General features: G+C 72.8%; 16 protein-coding genes. 12 read left to right on the top strand and 4 right to left on the bottom strand.

Features of this window, described 5'->3' with window-relative positions:
• Positions 1-11 precede the first annotated feature (11 nt).
• The 7 genes from ABD973_RS08035 (at position 12) to ABD973_RS08005 (ending at position 8,753) form a co-directional block, all read left to right on the top strand.
• Positions 12-1,400, top strand: coding sequence for a hypothetical protein (locus tag ABD973_RS08035; RefSeq protein ID WP_125598275.1), 1,389 nt, complete (start codon positions 12-14; stop codon positions 1,398-1,400).
• A 21-nt stretch (positions 1,401-1,421) separates the two neighbouring features.
• Positions 1,422-2,675, top strand: coding sequence for a 1-deoxy-D-xylulose-5-phosphate reductoisomerase (gene dxr / locus ABD973_RS08030; RefSeq protein WP_125598279.1), 1,254 nt, complete (start codon positions 1,422-1,424; stop codon positions 2,673-2,675).
• Entirely contained in the window at positions 2,672-3,973 is a 1,302-nt protein-coding gene (locus ABD973_RS08025) for a M50 family metallopeptidase (protein WP_125822730.1), read from the top strand. Before dxr ends, ABD973_RS08025 begins: the two co-directional genes overlap by 4 nt.
• A 176-nt stretch (positions 3,974-4,149) precedes the next feature.
• Complete coding sequence (gene ispG / locus ABD973_RS08020) at positions 4,150-5,307, top strand: flavodoxin-dependent (E)-4-hydroxy-3-methylbut-2-enyl-diphosphate synthase (protein WP_007266888.1); 1,158 nt, start codon at positions 4,150-4,152, stop codon at positions 5,305-5,307.
• A 187-nt stretch (positions 5,308-5,494) separates the two neighbouring features.
• Positions 5,495-6,340, top strand: a complete 846-nt coding sequence (locus ABD973_RS08015) for a GNAT family N-acetyltransferase (protein ID WP_185899497.1) — start codon at positions 5,495-5,497, stop codon at positions 6,338-6,340.
• 74 nt (positions 6,341-6,414) lie between these two features.
• The gene (locus ABD973_RS08010) at positions 6,415-6,999 is read left to right on the top strand and encodes a GNAT family N-acetyltransferase (protein WP_125598285.1); all 585 of its coding nucleotides are present in this window, start codon (positions 6,415-6,417) and stop codon (positions 6,997-6,999) included.
• 44 nt (positions 7,000-7,043) lie between these two features.
• Positions 7,044-8,753, top strand: a complete 1,710-nt coding sequence (locus tag ABD973_RS08005) for a proline--tRNA ligase (RefSeq protein ID WP_125822731.1) — start codon at positions 7,044-7,046, stop codon at positions 8,751-8,753.
• On the opposite strand, the gene ABD973_RS08000 is transcribed toward ABD973_RS08005, so the two are convergent.
• Genes ABD973_RS08000 through ABD973_RS07985 form a run of 4 tightly spaced genes read right to left on the bottom strand, consistent with a single transcriptional unit; the run spans position 8,750 to position 11,588 of the window.
• Positions 8,750-9,592, bottom strand: a complete 843-nt coding sequence (locus ABD973_RS08000) for a slipin family protein (protein ID WP_345499488.1) — start codon at positions 9,590-9,592, stop codon at positions 8,750-8,752. The genes ABD973_RS08005 and ABD973_RS08000 overlap by 4 nt on opposite strands.
• Positions 9,593-9,635: 43 nt before the next feature.
• Positions 9,636-10,538, bottom strand: coding sequence for an aminoglycoside phosphotransferase family protein (locus ABD973_RS07995; RefSeq protein WP_345499486.1), 903 nt, complete (start codon positions 10,536-10,538; stop codon positions 9,636-9,638).
• 16 nt (positions 10,539-10,554) lie between these two features.
• Entirely contained in the window at positions 10,555-11,013 is a 459-nt protein-coding gene (locus tag ABD973_RS07990; RefSeq protein WP_125822734.1) for a ferritin-like domain-containing protein, read from the bottom strand.
• Entirely contained in the window at positions 11,010-11,588 is a 579-nt protein-coding gene (locus tag ABD973_RS07985; RefSeq protein WP_345499484.1) for a hypothetical protein, read from the bottom strand. Before ABD973_RS07985 ends, ABD973_RS07990 begins: the two co-directional genes overlap by 4 nt.
• Positions 11,589-11,744: 156 nt before the next feature.
• Here ABD973_RS07985 and rimP point away from each other — a divergent pair, with 156 nt between their 5' ends.
• The 5 genes from rimP to ABD973_RS07960 all read left to right on the top strand — a co-directional run bounded on the left by rimP (position 11,745) and on the right by ABD973_RS07960 (position 17,363).
• Positions 11,745-12,257, top strand: coding sequence for a ribosome maturation factor RimP (gene rimP, locus ABD973_RS07980; protein ID WP_125598308.1), 513 nt, complete (start codon positions 11,745-11,747; stop codon positions 12,255-12,257).
• A gap of 2 nt (positions 12,258-12,259) precedes the next feature.
• The gene (gene nusA / locus ABD973_RS07975) at positions 12,260-13,261 is read left to right on the top strand and encodes a transcription termination factor NusA (RefSeq protein ID WP_007266897.1); all 1,002 of its coding nucleotides are present in this window, start codon (positions 12,260-12,262) and stop codon (positions 13,259-13,261) included.
• Between the two features lie 144 nt (positions 13,262-13,405).
• A complete protein-coding gene (locus tag ABD973_RS07970) occupies positions 13,406-13,693 on the top strand; it encodes a YlxR family protein (RefSeq protein WP_125598311.1) in 288 nt (95 codons plus the stop codon).
• Positions 13,694-13,841: 148 nt separating this feature from the next.
• Entirely contained in the window at positions 13,842-16,916 is a 3,075-nt protein-coding gene (infB, locus tag ABD973_RS07965; protein WP_125822737.1) for a translation initiation factor IF-2, read from the top strand.
• 153 nt (positions 16,917-17,069) lie between these two features.
• On the top strand, positions 17,070-17,363 hold the full coding sequence (locus ABD973_RS07960; protein WP_007266901.1) for a DUF503 domain-containing protein: 294 nt from the start codon (positions 17,070-17,072) through the stop codon (positions 17,361-17,363).
• Positions 17,364-17,383 lie beyond the last annotated feature (20 nt).

The raw sequence follows: 17,383 nt of genomic DNA, 5'->3' as shown, positions 1-17,383 counted from the left end.
AGATCGGACGGATGTACGAGGACGGACGTACGGGCACCAGCCCCGGCGGTACCGGCACGAGCGCGAGGCGGGCGAGGACGATGGCGACGGCCGAGGAGGACCGGGCCTGCCGGCGGCTGGCCTGGTGCGTGGCGCACCTGCTGCGCCACGCACCGCACCACGTGGTGGCCGACCTGATCGACCGCCTCGACGGGCCCACCCGCAGGTACCTGTGCCGCGACCAGTGGCTGCCCGCCGCCGCCGTCACCCTCCTGCTGCGCCACGGCACCGACGCCGACCGCCACTACATCGCCCGCAACCCGCACGTGGTCGGCCGCCCGCTGCCCGGTCTGCCCGGCCCCGCCCGTTACGCCGCCCGGCCCGGGCCCTCCCCCGAACTGCTCGCCGAGACCGGCCCCGGCCCCCTCACCACCGACGAGCTGATCCGCCTGCTGCGCCGGCACGGCCGCCGCCCCCGCATCCCGCTCACCCTGCTCCGCATGCCGCACCTCCTCGACCTCCACGACCCCGAGCCGCTGCTGCGCGCCCACGCCCGCGCCCCGCTGCCGGCGGGCGCCGTCGAGGCACTGCTGCTGGCGGGGGGACTGCCCCGGCACGCGTGCCGCGCACTGCTCGACGCGCGCACGGGGGACACGTACGGCCGCCACTGGTACCGGCCCGCCGTCCGAGCCGTCCGGATGGGCCTGCTGACCTGCGACGAACTCGTCGCGTACGTGGCCCCCGCGGCCCGCACCCTGCTCCTGGGCCACCTGCCCGCCACCCGCGGGCTGCGCTGGACCCTGCCCGAGCAGGCCGAGATGCAGTCGGCCGTGCACCGCGCCCTGCGCCCCGCGCTCGGCGACGACCCCCGGCTGTGGGCCGAACTGGGCCGCCGCGCCCCCGCCTTCCGCGGCACCCTGCCCGAACTGGCGGCCGCGCTGGCCGCGGGCACCCCGGCCGCGCCCGGCGAGGTGCGCCACGACCCGGCGCTCGCCCGCGCCGTCCGCCACCTCGCCCCGGACCCGGCCCCCGCCGACCCGGCCGGCGCGTGGGAGCGCGAGCTGGCCCTGGTGAGCCTGGCCGTGCCGATGGACACGGCGGCCGAGGACGTCCGCTGGGTCCGCGACTGCCTGGACCGGGGCCTGCTGACCGGCGCCGACGTCATCCGGCACAAGGTCCCCGCGTGCTGGGCGCTCGACGAGGACCAGTGGCTCGGCGACACCGGCCACCCCGACCGCCACGACCGCCCCGCCGCCGTGCTCGCCGCCCGCGCCGAGGCCGACCGGCTCTTCGACGAGGCCCTCGGCGACGACCCCCGGGCCTGGTGGCGCGCCGCCCGGGCGCTCCCCGACTTCGCCGGAACCCTGCCCGAACTCCTGGCCCGGGTCACGGACGGGGACTCCGTGTCCAAGCGCCCCTGAGTTGCGGCAACAATGGGGGGCATGAGCGACAGTCCAGCCCCCCTCGCCGACCCGCACCTCCTCTTCGACGCCGCGGCCGGCCGCCGGGACATCGTCATCCTCGGGTCGACCGGGTCCATCGGCACCCAGGCCATCGACCTCGCCCTGCGCAACCCGGACCGCTTCCGGGTCACCGCGCTGTCCGCGGCCGGCGGGCGCGTCGACCTGCTCGCCGAGCAGGCCCACAGGCTCCGGGTCCGGGCCGTGGCCGTCGCCCGCGAGGACGCCGTTCCGGCCCTGAAGGAAGCGCTGGGCGAGCGGTACGGAGCCGGCGAGCCGCTGCCCGAGGTCCTGGCCGGGCCCGACGCGGCCGCCGAACTCGCCGCCTCCGACTGCCACACCGTCCTGAACGGCATCACCGGCTCCATCGGCCTCGCCCCCACCCTCGCGGCACTGCGTGCGGGCCGCACCCTGGCCCTGGCCAACAAGGAGTCGCTGATCGTCGGCGGCCCGCTGGTCAAGGCCCTCGCGCGGCCCGGCCAGATCATCCCGGTGGACTCCGAGCACGCGGCCCTGTTCCAGGCGCTCGCCGCCGGCACCCGCGCCGACGTCCGCAAGCTGGTGGTCACCGCGTCCGGCGGCCCCTTCCGCGGCCGCACCCGCGCCGAGCTGGCCTCCGTCACCGTCGAGGACGCCCTCGCGCACCCCACCTGGGCCATGGGCCCGGTCATCACCGTCAACTCGGCCACCCTGGTCAACAAGGGGCTGGAGGTCATCGAGGCGCACCTGCTCTACGACATCCCCTTCGACCGCATCGAGGTCGTCGTCCACCCGCAGTCCTACGTGCACTCCATGGTCGAGTTCACGGACGGCTCCACCCTCGCCCAGGCCACCCCTCCGGACATGCGCGGCCCCATCGCGATCGGCCTCGGCTGGCCCCAGCGGGTCCCGGACGCCTCCCGCTCCTTCGACTGGACCAAGGCCTCCACCTGGGAGTTCTTCCCGCTCGACACCGAGGCCTTCCCCTCGGTCGGCCTCGCCCGGCACGTCGGCACCCTGGGCGGCACCGCCCCCGCCGTCTTCAACGCGGCGAACGAGGAGTGCGTGGACGCCTTCCTGGCCGGCCGGATGCCGTTCACAGGAATCATGGATACGGTCTCCGCAGTGGTCGACGAGCACGGAACGCCCACGTCGGGAACCTCCCTGACGGTGGCGGACGTCCTCGAAGCGGAGACCTGGGCCAGGGCCCGGGCACGGGAGATGGCGGCGCGGGCCGCCGTGGAGGCGGGCGCATGACCTTGCTGCTGACCCTGACGGGCGTGCTCGTCTTCGTCGTCGGGCTGCTCTTCTCGATCGCCTGGCACGAGCTCGGCCACCTCTCCACGGCCAAGCTCTTCGGCATCCGCGTGCCCCAGTACATGGTCGGCTTCGGCAAGACCATCTGGTCCCGCAGGAAGGGCGAGACCGAGTACGGGATCAAGGCCATCCCGATGGGCGGCTACATCCGCATGATCGGGATGTTCCCGCCCGGCGAGGACGGCAAGGTCACCGCCCGCTCCACCTCGCCCTTCCGGTCGATGATCGAGGACGCCCGCTCGGCGGCCTACGAGGAGCTCCAGCCCGGCGACGAGACGCGGCTCTTCTACACGCGCAAGCCCTGGAAGCGCGTGATCGTGATGTTCGCGGGCCCCTTCATGAACCTGGTGCTCGCCCTCGCGATCTTCTTCGGCGTCTGGATGACCTTCGGCATCAACCGGACCACCACCCAGATCGCCAGCGTCTCGCCCTGCGTCATCCAGCAGAGCGAGAAGCGCGACGTCTGCAAGGACGGCGACCCGGTGGCCCCCGCGAAGAAGGCGGGCCTGCGGGCCGACGACCGGATCGTCGCCTTCAACGGCAAGAAGGTGGCCGACTGGTCCGCCCTCCAGAAGCGGATCCGCGACACCGTCGGCCCCGCCACCGTCACCGTCGTGCGCGACGGGCAGCAGCTCGCCGTCCCCGTCGACCTGATCGCGAACCAGGTCGCCAAGACCGACGGCCACGGCGGCTACGTCAAGGGCCAGTACGTCACCGCCGGCTGGCTCGGCTTCAGCCCCAAGAGCGAGATCGCCGCCCTGTCGTTCGGCGAGTCCGTCGACCACATGGCCGAGATCGTCGACAGCAGCGTCCAGGGCCTCCTCAAGCTCCCCGCCAAGATCCCCGCCCTGTGGAACGCGGCCTTCGGCGGCGCCGAGCGCGAGGCCGACTCCCCGATGGGCATCGTCGGAGCGGCCCGGATGAGCGGCGACATCGCCGCCCTGGACCTGCCCGGCGAGCAGAAGATGTCGATCCTGCTCAACGTGCTCGGCATGTTCAACCTGTCGCTGTTCCTGTTCAACATGCTGCCCCTGCTGCCTCTGGACGGCGGGCACATCGCCGGCGCCCTGTGGGAGTCCCTGCGCCGCACCGTGGCCAAGGTCTTCCGGCGCGCCGACCCCGGCCCCTTCGACGTGGCGAAGCTGATGCCCGCCGCGTACGTGGTCGCCGGCGTCTTCGTCTGCTTCACGCTGCTGGTCCTCGTCGCGGACGTGGTCAACCCGATCAAGATCACCTAGCCGTACGGGCAGCACCCCGACGGCGACCGGAGCCGGGCACGCACCGTGCCCGGCTCCCTACGTTCGGGTGGCGCGACCCCCTCGGATGCAAGGGGCGCGCGCTACTTGGCGTAACCTCGAAGGCTGGAGCCCGCCGATCTCGGGACCTCGATCCACACCTTGGGGTTGCACAGCAGATGACTGCCATCTCTCTCGGAATGCCGTCCGTGCCGACGAAGCTTGCCGACCGCCGGGTCAGCCGCAAGATCCAGGTCGGTTCCGTGGCCGTCGGCGGCGACGCGCCCGTCTCGGTGCAGTCGATGACCACGACCCGCACCTCCGACATCGGCGCCACCCTCCAGCAGATCGCCGAGCTGACGGCCTCCGGCTGCCAGATCGTCCGCGTCGCCTGCCCCACGCAGGACGACGCCGACGCGCTGGCCGTCATCGCGAAGAAGTCGCAGATCCCGGTCATCGCCGACATCCACTTCCAGCCCAAGTACGTGTTCGCCGCGATCGACGCCGGCTGCGCCGCCGTCCGCGTCAACCCGGGCAACATCAAGCAGTTCGACGACAAGGTCAAGGAGATCGCGCACGCCGCCAAGGACGCGGGCACGCCGATCCGCATCGGCGTCAACGCCGGCTCCCTCGACGCCCGCCTGCTGAAGAAGTACGGCAAGGCCACCCCCGAGGCGCTCGTCGAGTCCGCGCTGTGGGAGGCCTCCCTCTTCGAGGAGCACGGCTTCGGCGACATCAAGATCTCGGTCAAGCACAACGACCCGGTCGTCATGGTCAACGCCTACCGCCAGCTCGCCGCCCAGTGCGACTACCCGCTGCACCTCGGCGTCACCGAGGCCGGCCCCGCCTTCCAGGGCACCATCAAGTCCGCCGTCGCCTTCGGCGCGCTGCTCTCCGAGGGCATCGGCGACACCATCCGTGTGTCCCTCTCCGCCCCGCCGGTGGAGGAGGTCAAGGTCGGCAACCAGATCCTGGAGTCGCTGAACCTCAAGCCGCGCCGCCTGGAGATCGTCTCCTGCCCCTCCTGCGGCCGCGCCCAGGTCGACGTCTACAAGCTGGCCGAGGAGGTCACCGCCGGCCTCGACGGCATGACCGTCCCGCTGCGCGTCGCCGTCATGGGCTGCGTCGTCAACGGCCCGGGCGAGGCCCGCGAGGCCGACCTCGGCGTCGCCTCCGGCAACGGCAAGGGCCAGATCTTCGTCAAGGGCGAGGTCATCAAGACCGTCCCCGAGTCCAAGATCGTGGAGACCCTCATCGAAGAGGCGCTGAAGATCGCCGAGCAGATGGAGAAGGACGGCGTCGCCTCCGGCGAGCCCAGCGTCGCCATCGGGGTCTGAGTCCGGGGACCGGTCCCGGCCCGTCCCGCACGCAGAGCCCTCCAGGGGCTCCCCGAGGTGCCTCCCCGGCCCCGTCCGCGCAGCTCGCGGCCGGGGCCGGGCCCTTTTCGTGACCTGCGGGACCGGGCGTGCGCAGGTCGCGCCGGGTACAGTGCGGAGATCAGCAGACTTGCACGGTGAGGCCCCAGTGTTGACGCAGACCACGACCAGGGTCCTTGAACCCAGTGATCTCGACGCCGCGCTCGCCATCCTCGGACGCGAGCCCGTCGAGAACGCCTTCGTCACCTCCCGGGTCCAGGTCGCCGGACTCGATCCGTGGCGCCTGGGCGGAGAGATGTGGGGCTGGTACGCCGGCGGAGAGCTCCGCGCCCTCTGCTACGCCGGCGCCAACCTGGTCCCCGTCTGCGCCGGACCCGACGCCGTACGCGCCTTCGCCGACCGCGCCCGCCGCACCGGCCGCCGCTGCTCCTCCATCGTCGGCCCCGCCGAGGCCACCCGGCTGCTGTGGCAGCTCCTGGAGCCCAGCTGGGGCCCCGCCCGCGACGTCCGCGCCCACCAGCCGCTCATGGTCACCGAGCAGCCGTCCGCCGACATCGCCGCCGACCCCCTGGTCCGCCGGATCCGCAAGGACGAGATGGACCTGATCATGCCCGCCTGCGTGGCCATGTTCACCGAGGAGGTCGGCATCTCGCCGCTCGCCGGGGACGGCGGGCTGCTCTACCAGGCCCGCGTCGCCGAGCTCGTCGGCAGCGGCCGCTCCTTCGCCCGCGTCGAGAACGGCAAGGTCGTCTTCAAGGCCGAGATCGGCGCCGCCACCGCCGCCGCCTGCCAGATCCAGGGCGTCTGGGTGGCCCCCGAGTTCCGCGGCCGCGGGCACTCCGAGACCGGCATGGCCGCCGTCGTCGCGTACGCGCTGCGCGACGTGGCCCCCGTGGTCAGCCTCTACGTCAACGACTTCAACACCGCCGCCCGCGCCGCCTACACCCGGGTGGGCTTCCGCGAGGTGGGCGCGTTCATGAGCGTCCTGTTCTGACCCACGGAGAAGGGCGGCCGGTTTCGTGCGGGAAGCCGTACCGGAGCGGCCCTACCCCGAAGTAAGGTCGCCGCATGCTGCCTACCTCCCCGGGCGACGACGCCGTACGGCCCGCCGGACTCCGCATCGGGCGCCTCGACCTGGCCGGCCGGGTGGACGAAGCCCTGCGCGTCCAGGCCGTCGCCTTCGGGCTCAGCGAGGAGGAGGTCGGCATCCGGCGCTACATCGTCCAGCGCCACATGACGTGCCCCGGCGCCCGCGCGCTCGGCGCGTTCACCGACGACGGGGCGCTGGCCGGCTTCGTCTACGGCATGCCCAACGACCGCGGCCACTGGTGGTCCACCATCGTCGAGCCCTACCTGCGGGCCGGCGGCACCGAGCACTGGCTCGACCACTCCTTCGTCATCACCGAGCTGCACGTCCACCCCGGCTTCCAGGGCCGCGGCGTCGGCCGCGCCCTCATCACCCGGATCACCGACGGCGCCGCCGAGCCCCGCTCGATCCTCTCCGCCATCGACACCGACAGCCCGGCCCGCGGGCTCTACGCCGCCCTCGGCTACCGGGACCTGGCCCGGAAGGTCCACTTCCCCAGCGCGAGCCTGCCGTACGCCGTCATGGGCGCCCCGCTTCCGCTGCTCAGGGCCCCGCGCGCCGACTGAAAACGGGTTTCCGGGGGCGGTGGGGTTGTCGGTAGCCTCCCGGCATGTCCACTCATCACGTGTCCGCTCCCCACGTACAGCGCATGTCCCGCCTGATGGCCAAGACCCTCCGTGAGGACCCCGCCGACGCCGAGACCCTCAGCCACCGCCTCCTGGTCCGGGCCGGCTACGTCCGGCGCAGCTCCGCGGGGGTGTGGACCTGGCTGCCGCTCGGCAAGAAGGTCCTGGACAACGTCTCGCGCATCGTCCGCGAGGAGATGGACGCCATCGGCGCGCAGGAGGTGCTGCTGCCGGCGCTGCTGCCCAAGGAGCCGTACGAGGTCAGCGGCCGCTGGTCGGAGTACGGGGACCTGCTGTTCCGGCTGAAGGACCGCAAGGGCGCCGACTACCTCCTCGGCCCCACCCACGAGGAGATCTTCACCCTCGTGGTGAAGGACCAGTGCACGTCCTACAAGGACCTGCCGGTCATGCTGTACCAGATCCAGACCAAGTACCGGGACGAGGCGCGGCCCCGGTCCGGCGTCCTGCGGGGGCGCGAGTTCCAGATGAAGGACTCGTACTCCTTCGACGTGTCGGACGAGGGGCTCGCCGAGTCCTACCGGCTGCACCGCGAGGCGTACGTGCGCATCTTCGAGCGCCTCGGCCTGGACCACCGCATCGTGTCGGCGGTGTCCGGCGCGATGGGCGGCTCGGCGTCGGAGGAGTTCCTCGCGCCGGCCGGCGCGGGCGAGGACACCTTCGCGGACTGCCCGAGCTGCGACTACGCGGCGAACACGGAGGCGGTCACGTTCGCGTTGGAGGCGGTGACCGGCGAGCACGGCCCGCTGGAGGAGATCCCCACCCCCGACACCCCGACCATCGAGACCCTGGCCGCGCACCTCGGCGTGCCGGCCTCCGCGACGCTGAAGAACCTGCTGGTCAAGGTGGACGGCGAGATCACGGCCGTCGGCGTGCCCGGAGACCGCGAGGTGGACCTCGGCAAGCTCGGGGAGCACCTGGCCCCGGCGGTGGTGGAGCTGGTCACGGCCGAGGACTTCGCGGACCGGCCCGACCTGGTACGCGGCTACGTGGGCCCGCAGGGGCTGGAGAAGGTCCGCTACCTCGCCGACCCGCGGGTCGCGCCGGGGACGGCGTGGGTGACCGGTGCCAACAAGGCCGACACGCACGCCCGGAACGTGGTCTGCGGCCGCGACTTCGAGGTGGACCGGTACCTGGACGTGGTCGTCGTCGAGCCGGGCGACCCCTGCCCGGCGTGTGGTGCGGGGCTGAGGCTGGACCGGGCCATCGAGATCGGGCACATCTTCCAGCTGGGCCGCAAGTACGCCGACGCCTTCGGGCTGGACGTCCTCGGCAAGGAGGGCAAGCCGGTCCGGGTCACCATGGGCTCCTACGGCATCGGCGTCTCCCGCGCGGTCGCCGCGCTGGCCGAGCAGACGGCCGACGAGCGGGGCCTGCGCTGGCCCGCGGCGGTGGCACCGGCCGACGTGCACGTGGTGGCGGCGGGCAAGGCGGTGCCGCTCGCGCTGGCGGAGGAAGCGGCGGCCGCCCTGGCCGCGGCGGGCCGGCGGGTCCTGCTGGACGACCGCCCGGGGCTGTCGCCGGGCGTCAAGCTGACGGACGCGGAGCTGATCGGCGTGCCGTGGATCCTGGTGGCGGGCCGCCGCTCCGCCGAGGGCGTCGTCGAACTCCAGGACCGCGCCGCGGGGACCCGCGAGGAACTCCCGCTGACGCAGGCGCTGGCCCGGCTGGGCTAAGGACCGTAGGGCTCAGCGGGCGGCGGCTCGGGCGCGGGTGTCGCGGGAGCGGGAGCGGGAGGGGCGGGCGCGGGAGGGGCGGGGGCGGCGCGTTCCAGGAAGCGGAGCAGCTCCACCGGGAAGGGGAGGACCAGGGTGGAGTTCTTCTCCGCCGCCACCGCGATCACCGTCTGGAGGAGGCGGAGCTGGAGGGCCGCCGGCTGGTCCGACATGACGGCGGCGGCCTCGGCCAGCTTGTGCGAGGCCTGGAGTTCGGCGTCCGCGTTGATGAGGCGGGCGCGGCGCTCGCGGTCGGCCTCCGCCTGGCGGGCCATCGAGCGCTTCATCGTCTCCGGGAGGGAGACGTCCTTGATCTCCACGCGGTCGATCTGGACGCCCCAGCCCATCGCCGGGCTGTCGATCATGAGCTCCAGGCCCTGGTTGAGCTTCTCCCGGTTGGAGAGCAGGTCGTCCAGGTCGCTCTTGCCGATGATCGAGCGCAGCGAGGTCTGCGCCATCTGGGAGACCGCGAAACGGTAGTCCTCCACCGCGATGATCGCGCTCGCAGGGTCGATCACCTTGAAGTAGACGACCGCGTCCACGCGGACCGTGACGTTGTCGCGGGTGATGCCCTCCTGCGCGGGGACGGGGAGGGTGACGATCTGGAGGTTGACCTTGCGGAGGCGGTCGGCCACCGGAAGGATCATCGTGAACCCGGGCGGGCGGACGCCCTGACGGAGGCGGCCGAAGCGGAAGACGATGCCCCGCTCGTACTGCTTCACCACCCGGGCGGCCGCACCCAGGTAGACCGCGACGCCCGTGGCGGCGGCGATTCCCGCTGTCAGCAGTTCCTCGACCATGACGGCCCCCTGCCGGACATGTGCCCTTTACAGGGTTATGCCCTTACAGCCAGGCCGCGAACTCCAGGAGCAGCTCCGCGTCGCGCCGCCGGCCGGCGGCCAGCGCGCGGACGCCGGACTCCACCGCCCGGAACACCGTCCAGGCCCGCAGCCGCTCCCGGTCCACCTCCAGCGAGTCGGCGAGCTTGTTCACCCGCCGCCGGGCCCCGGCCGCCCCCGCCGAGGCGGCCATCTGGTCCTCCAGCCGGTCCCGGACCAGCCGGGCCAGGTCGTAGGCCCGCTCACCGACCAGCGGGTCCGGGCCCACCGTCAGCCACGGGGCGCGTTCGGCCGCCAGCACCTTGCCCTGCCGGAAGTTCCCGTGCAGGAGGAGCGCTTCGGATGACGTGGAGGTCAGGTCGTCGCGGAGGGCGAGGGCCGTCTCCGCGAGGGAGCGCGCCTGCGGCGGGGCCGAGCGCAGGAGCTCGGACTGGGCCGCCGTACGGTCGGCCACCGTCTCGAAGGGGTGGTCCAGCGGCGGGCCCACCCACAGCCGGCGCAGCGTGCCGCAGGCCTCCAGCAGGGCCTTGGCGTCCGGAAGCGAACGCAGCGACACGTCGGGGTGCAGCCGCTCCAGCAGCAGCGCCCCGTCCTCCTCGTGGTGCCGCGAGTCGAGGACCCGTACGGCACCGAAGCCGCCCCAGTGGGCGAGCGCGGCCAGCTCCAGGTCGGGAGCGGCCCCCGGCGGGGCCAGCTTCAGGGCGGCCGGGGTGCCGTCGGCGTAGCGGACCAGCAGCACCAGGCTGCTGCGGCCGCCCGGGGCCTGCGTCCGCTGGGCCGAGACGTCCCGCCGCTTCAGCGCCTCCTCGGCCAGCTCGGGCAGACGTCCCAGCCACTCCGTGTCCCGCTCGGTCGGCGGGAGCTCGCCGAGCGCCCGTACGAGCCGCTGCGGCGGTTCGAAAGCCATGCGTGCCTGGTCCCTTTCAGCTGGTACGGGCCGCCTGTGCGCGTTCCGTGAGCCCAGGGAAGGCTACGCCGACACCGCGCCAGCGCGCCGCCCGCACGGCCGCCGCGCTCAGCGCGTCAGCCGCCTCCCGGCGCAACTGGCCGTCCGCCGCCCGCACCAGGTCGGAGTACGCGCCCGCCACCCGGTCCTCGATCACCGCGGCCAGCCGCTCGGAGTCGGCCGGGGTGCGCACGTCGAAGGGCAGGGCGTACGCGGCCTCGGCGGGCTGCGGTGCGCCGCCCAGCTCCCGGACGGTCCGGGTCAGCCGGTCGCGGCGGGCCAGGTGGGCGCCGTACGCCTCCCGGGCCTCGTTCGCGCGGGCCTGCGCGACGCGCGCGCCGATCACCCCGTACGCGTACGTGGCGGCGTGCTCGGCGGCCAGCGCGGCCTGGGCGGCCGGGAGCGGACCGCGGGCGGGGGAGGGCGAGGGCTTCACGAGGCGGCTCCCGGGGTCGAGGTGAGCAGGAAGGCGTGGACGGCCCCGCAGGCCGCCACCGAGGCGAGCATCCGGGCCAGCTCGCCGGGGGCGCCGGCCAGGGTGATGGTCCGGGCCTCCGACAGGTCCCGCTCCGCGTCCGCGAGCGCGCTCAGGGCCTCGGCGGCCTGCGCCGGGACCGGCTCCCTGCGCGCCGCCGGAGCACCGGCGGCGGGCGCGGCGGCGCCGGACGCGGACGCGGAGGGCGCCCCCGGGCGGGGCGAGGGCCTGCCGTGCGCGGGGTCGGGTGGGGCCAGGGCCGTCGTGTGCGCCGCGACGGCCTCGCGCAGCGGGCCGAGGCGCTCGGCGAGCCCGGGATGGGCCTTCAGGGTGGCGTCGTAACGTTCCAGCAACTGCCGGCTGTCCCGGACGGCGCTCTCCCGCATCCGCCGGTCGAGCGCGGCCCCGCTGTCCGCACCCGGGGCGGCACCGCCGCCGGAGCAGCCGGTCAGCAGCACGGCACCGGTCGCGCCGGCGGCTCCGGCGAGCAGGCTCCTTCGGGAGGGCGAGCGCCTCGAAGGCGTGGTCAAGGGCACGGCGGCCTCCTCGGGGGTGGTTGCGGGACAGGGTGTGATCACGGTACCCGGGGGTCCCGTCCACAGCGCGGACGGCAACACCCTCCGCGACCGGATACCCTTTGACCTGACACGACGGAAAACCACAACAGCACACGCGGCCGAGGAGTCACCCGGATGAGCACCACCCAGAGCGACAGGCTGCGCGGACTGCTGGAGCCGCTCGTCGCCGCCAAGGGCCTGGACCTCGAGGACATCGAGCTTTCCAAGGCGGGCAAGCGCCGGATGCTGCGCATCATCGTGGATTCCGATGAGGGTGTCGACCTGGACGAATGCGCCGAGCTGAGCCGTGAGATCTCCGACCGGCTCGACGAGTCCGACGTGATGGGCGAGGACGAGTACAACCTCGAAGTCAGCTCCCCGGGCGCGGACCGTCCGCTCAGCGAGCACCGTCACTACGTTCGGGCGACCGGCCGCCTCGTCAAGTTTCAGCTCTCCGCCGAAGGTGAAAAGGGTGCCGGTGAACTGATCGCCCGCATCCTCGGCGTCGACGACGAGGGCATGGACCTCGAAGTGCCGGGTGTGAAGGGCCGCAAGGCGACCACCCGTCGTATCGCATTCACGGACGTCGCCAAGGCGCGCGTCGAGATCGAGTTCAGCCGCAAGGACAAGAAGGAAGAGGAGGCGTAGCCGTGGACATCGACATGAGTGCCCTGCGGGGTCTGGTCCGGGAGAAGGAGATCTCCTTCGACCTGCTCGTCGAGGCGATCGAGTCGGCCCTCCTCATCGCGTACCACCGCACCGAGGGCAGCTTCCGGCGCGCCCGTGTCGTGCTCGACCGCACCAACGGTCACGTGGTCGTGTGGGCGACCGAGGACCCGAGGGACCTCGAAGAGGGACAGGAGCCCAAGGAGTTCGACGACACGCCGTCGGACTTCGGGCGCATCGCCGCGACGACCGCCAAGCAGGTGATCCTCCAGCGTCTGCGCGACGCCGAGGACGACCTGACCTTCGGTGAGTTCGCCGGCCGCGAGGGCGACGTCATCACCGGCGTCGTCCAGCAGGGCAAGGACCCCAAGAACGTCCTCGTCGACATCGGCAAGCTCGAGGCCATCCTGCCGGTGCAGGAGCAGGTCCCCGGCGAGGAGTACACGCACGGCCTCCGTCTGAAGACGTACGTCGTGCGGGTGGCGAAGGGTGTCCGCGGTCCGTCCGTGACCCTGTCGCGCACCCACCCCAACCTGGTGAAGAAGCTCTTCGCGCTGGAGGTCCCGGAGATCGCCGACGGCAGCGTCGAGATCTCCGCGATCGCCCGTGAGGCCGGTCACCGCACCAAGATCGCCGTCCGGTCCACCCGCTCGGGCCTCAACCCGAAGGGTGCCTGCATCGGCCCGATGGGCGCCCGCGTGCGCAACGTGATGGCGGAGCTGCACGGCGAGAAGATCGACATCGTCGACTGGTCGGACGACCCGGCGGAGATGGTGGCGAACGCGCTGTCCCCCGCCCGGGTGAGCAAGGTCGAGGTCGTGGACTGGGACACCCGCTCCGCACGGGTGACCGTGCCCGACTACCAGCTGTCGCTGGCCATCGGCAAGGAGGGGCAGAACGCCCGCCTCGCCGCCCGCCTCACCGGCTGGCGCATCGACATCCGGCCCGACACCGAGGTGCCCGCAGACGCGGACGCCGGTGCCTGACCGGGAATAAACCGCTACCGGACGGGGGTTCCCGGCCGGTAGACAGGTACTCCGGCACCGCCGGAGCACCGCGGAAGCAACGACGACATCCGTTCGATTTTTCACCTGAAGGGGTGAGGTCGGTACGGGGAGGTAGACTTAGGCGTGTCTGGCCGGACGCAAGCCCGCGCATGCCCCGAACGCACCTGTGTGGGGTGCCGGGAGCGAGCGGCCAAGAGCGATCTGTTGCGGATCGTGGCGATCGGGGACCAATGCGTCCCCGATCCTCGCGGTACGCTGCCCGGCCGGGGTGCCTACGTGCACCCCGCCGTGGTCTGCCTCGACCAGGCGGTCCGCCGCCGGGCGTTCCCCCGGGCCCTCAGGTCCGCCGGAGCGCTCGACACGGAGGGACTGCGCAAGACCCTGGCCGCACCGGCCGAGGCGACACCGTAAGAAGAAGTACGGCACGGACACCCCGTGCGGTCAGGTACCTCGCGAGTTGGAAGTAGGTCGAGATTGCGATGAGCACTCGATGAGTACGCGATGAGTACGCCCATGAAGTAGCGACGGTCCGGCGTAACCCGGACCTAAAAGGAGCGAAGTGGCTAAGGTCCGGGTATACGAACTCGCCAAGGAGTTCGGGGTTGAGAGCAAGGTCGTCATGGCCAAGCTCCAAGAACTCGGTGAATTCGTCCGTTCGGCGTCCTCGACGATCGAGGCGCCGGTTGTACGCAAGTTGACTGACGCACTGCAGGGGCCCGGCGGCAACGCCGGCAAGTCCGCTGCGAAGCCCGGCGCGCCCCGCAAGGCCGCGCCCGCCAAGCCCGCGGCGCCCTCCCCGGCGACCGCGGCACGTCCTGCCCCCAAGCCCGGCGCACCGGCCCCCAAGCCGGCCGCTGCCGAGGCTCCGGCGGCTCCCGCCCCGGTGACTCCGGCCGCTCCCGGCCCGCGTCCCGGCCCCAAGGCTCCGGCCGCCCCGAAGCCCGCTCCGGCGGCTCCCGTGGCGACCGAGTTCTCCGCGCCTCCGGCGGCCCCGGCCGCTCCGGCGCGTCCCGCCGCCTCCCCCGGCCCCCGTCCGGCGCAGCAGCGCCCGGCCGGCCCGGGTCAGGGTGCCCGTCCCGGCGCCCCGCGTCCGGCCGGCGCCACCCCCGGTGGCCAGGCCCCGCGTCCCGGTGGCCAGACCCCGCGTCCGCAGGGCGCCCGTCCGGCCGGTCCCCGTCCGGGCAACAACCCCTTCACGTCCGGCGGCTCGACCGGCATGGCGCGCCCGCAGGCGCCCCGTCCGGCCGGCGCCCCGCGTCCCGGTGCCCCCGGCGCCGGCGGCCAGGGTGCCCCGCGTCCGCAGGCCGGTCCCGGCGGCGCCCCGCGTCCGCAGGGTCCCGGCGGCGCCCGTCCCACCCCGGGCGGCATGCCCCGCCCGCAGGGCGGCGCTCCGCGTCCCGGCCCGGGCGGCAACCGTCCGAACCCGGGCATGATGCCGCAGCGTCCCGCTGCCGGCGGTCCCGGCCCGCGTCCCGGCGGCGGCCCCGGCCGTCCCGGTGCGGGTGGTCCGCGTCCCGGCGGCGGCGCCGGTCGTCCCGGTGGCGGCTTCGCCGGCCGTCCGGCCGGTCCGGGCTCCCGCCCGGCGGGCGGCGGCTTCGGCGGCCCGCGTCCGGGTGGCGGCGGCTTCGGCGGCGGCCCGGCCGGCGCCGGTGGCGGCGGTCGTCCCGGCTTCGGTGGCCGTCCCGGCGGTCCCGGTGCCCGTGGTGGCACGCAGGGTGCCTTCGGCCGTCCCGGCGGGCCCGCCCGTCGCGGTCGCAAGTCGAAGCGTCAGAGGCGCCAGGAGTACGAGGCCATGCAGGCCCCGTCCGTGGGCGGCGTGATGCTGCCCCGCGGCAACGGCGAGACCGTTCGCCTGTCGCGCGGTGCCTCCCTCACCGACTTCGCGGAGAAGATCAACGCCAACCCGGCGTCGCTGGTCGCGGTCATGATGAACCTCGGCGAGATGGTCACTGCCACGCAGTCCGTCTCCGACGAGACCCTCCAGCTCCTCGCGGGCGAGATGAACTACACCGTTCAGATCGTCAGCCCGGAGGAGGAGGACCGCGAGCTGCTCGAGGGCTTCGACATCGAGTTCGGCGAGGACGAGGGCGGCGAGGAGTTTCTGCTCCCGCGTCCGCCGGTCGTCACCGTCATGGGTCACGTCGACCACGGTAAGACCCGCCTGCTCGACGCGATCCGCAAGACGAACGTCGTCGCGGGCGAGGCCGGTGGCATCACCCAGGGCATCGGTGCCTACCAGGTGTCCACCGAGGTCAACGACGAGCAGCGTCGCATCACCTTCATCGACACCCCGGGTCACGAGGCGTTCACCGCCATGCGTGCCCGTGGTGCGAAGTCGACCGACATCGCGATCCTCGTGGTCGCGGCCAACGACGGCGTCATGCCGCAGACGATCGAGGCGCTCAACCACGCCAAGGCCGCCGGCGTCCCGATCGTCGTCGCGGTCAACAAGATCGACGTCGAGGGTGCCGACCCGGTCAAGGTGCGCGGTCAGCTCACCGAGTTCGGTCTGGTCGCCGAGGAGTACGGCGGCGACACGATGTTCGTCGACATCTCCGCCAAGCAGGGTCTGCACATCGACTCCCTGCTGGAGGCCGTCGTCCTCACCGCCGACGCCTCGCTCGACCTGCGCGCCAACCCCGAGCAGGACGCTCAGGGTATTGCGATCGAGTCCCACCTCGACCGCGGCCGCGGTGCCGTCGCCACCGTCCTCGTCCAGCGCGGTACCCTCCGCGTCGGCGACACGATGGTCGTGGGCGACGCCTACGGCCGCGTGCGCGCCATGCTCGACGACAAGGGCAACAACATCGAGGAAGCGGGTCCCGCGACCCCCGTCCTGGTCCTGGGTCTCACCAACGTCCCCGGCGCCGGCGACAACTTCCTCGTCGTCGACGAGGACCGCACCGCCCGTCAGATCGCCGAGAAGCGTGCTGCGCGCGAGCGCAACGCCAACTTCGCCAAGCGCGTCCGTCGCGTGTCCCTCGAGGACCTCGACTCCGTGCTCAAGGCCGGTCTGGTCCAGGAACTCAACCTCATCATCAAGGGCGACTCGTCCGGTGCGGTCGAGGCCCTGGAGTCCTCGCTGCTCCAGCTCGACGTCGGCGAAGAGGTCGACATCCGCGTCCTGCACCGCGGTGTGGGTGCGGTCACCGAGTCCGACATCTCGCTGGCGATGGGCTCCGACGCCATCGTCATCGGCTACAACGTCCGCGCTGTCGGCCGTGCCGCGCAGATGGCGGACCGCGAGGGCGTCGACGTCCGGTACTACTCGGTGATCTACCAGGCCATCGAGGAGATCGAGGCGGCCCTGAAGGGTCTGCTCAAGCCGGAGTACGAAGAGGTCGAGCTCGGCACGGCGGAGATCCGCGAGATCTTCCGCTCGTCCAAGCTGGGCAACATCGCCGGTGTCCTGGTCCGCTCGGGCGAGGTCAAGCGCAACACCAAGGCGCGGCTCCTGCGCGATGGCAAGGTCATCGCCGAGAACCTCACCATCTCCGGTCTGCGCCGCTTCAAGGACGACGTCACCGAGATCCGCGAGGGCTTCGAGGGTGGTATCAACCTCGGTTCCTTCAACGACATCAAGATCGACGACGTCATCGCGACGTACGAGATGCGCGAGAAGCCCCGCGCGTAAGCGCGAGGCGGTTCGCACCGTGTCGTAACCCCGGGGCCGGTCGGCGGAATATCCGTCGATCGGCCCCGGCCGTTGCGTGTACGGTTCTGGTGACCCTGCCGAGCGTCGGCCGGCAGGCCACCGAACCCGAACCGGCGGGACATCCGGAACTGCATGTACGTGGGGACTCTGTCCTTCGACCTGCTCCTCGGCGACGTCCACTCGCTGAAGGAGAAACGCTCCGTCGTCCGGCCCATCGTCGCCGAGCTCCAGCGCAAGTTCTCCGTGAGCGCGGCCGAGGTGGGAGACCAGGACCTGCACCGCAGGGCCCGCATAGGGGTCGCCCTGGTGAGCGGGGACGCGGGGTTCGTGTCGGACGTGCTCGACCGCTGTGAGCGGCTGGTCGCGGCGCGTCCGGAAGTGGAACTGCTGTCCGTGAGGCGGCGGTACCACGGTGATGAAGACTGATTGCTTGTCTGCAACAAAGA

The organism is Streptomyces racemochromogenes (genome assembly GCF_039535215.1).
Lineage (GTDB): Bacteria > Actinomycetota > Actinomycetes > Streptomycetales > Streptomycetaceae > Streptomyces > Streptomyces racemochromogenes.
This window is presented reverse-complemented; position numbering and strand designations above follow the sequence as displayed.

Bases quoted from the DNA above. Each gene is read 5' to 3' on its own strand.
- ABD973_RS07995 (WP_345499486.1), bottom strand. From the start codon at position 10,538: ATGGCTTTCGAACCGCCGCAGCGGCTCGTACGGGCGCTCGGCGAGCTC.
- ABD973_RS08000 (WP_345499488.1), bottom strand. From the start codon at position 9,592: ATGGTCGAGGAACTGCTGACAGCGGGAATCGCCGCCGCCACGGGCGTC.
- ispG (WP_007266888.1), top strand. From the start codon at position 4,150: ATGACTGCCATCTCTCTCGGAATGCCGTCCGTGCCGACGAAGCTTGCC.
- rimP (WP_125598308.1), top strand. From the start codon at position 11,745: ATGAGCACCACCCAGAGCGACAGGCTGCGCGGACTGCTGGAGCCGCTC.
- ABD973_RS07960 (WP_007266901.1), top strand. From the start codon at position 17,070: ATGTACGTGGGGACTCTGTCCTTCGACCTGCTCCTCGGCGACGTCCAC.
- ABD973_RS08035 (WP_125598275.1), top strand. From the start codon at position 12: ATGTACGAGGACGGACGTACGGGCACCAGCCCCGGCGGTACCGGCACG.
- ABD973_RS08010 (WP_125598285.1), top strand. From the start codon at position 6,415: ATGCTGCCTACCTCCCCGGGCGACGACGCCGTACGGCCCGCCGGACTC.
- dxr (WP_125598279.1), top strand. From the start codon at position 1,422: ATGAGCGACAGTCCAGCCCCCCTCGCCGACCCGCACCTCCTCTTCGAC.
- ABD973_RS08025 (WP_125822730.1), top strand. From the start codon at position 2,672: ATGACCTTGCTGCTGACCCTGACGGGCGTGCTCGTCTTCGTCGTCGGG.
- ABD973_RS08005 (WP_125822731.1), top strand. From the start codon at position 7,044: ATGTCCACTCATCACGTGTCCGCTCCCCACGTACAGCGCATGTCCCGC.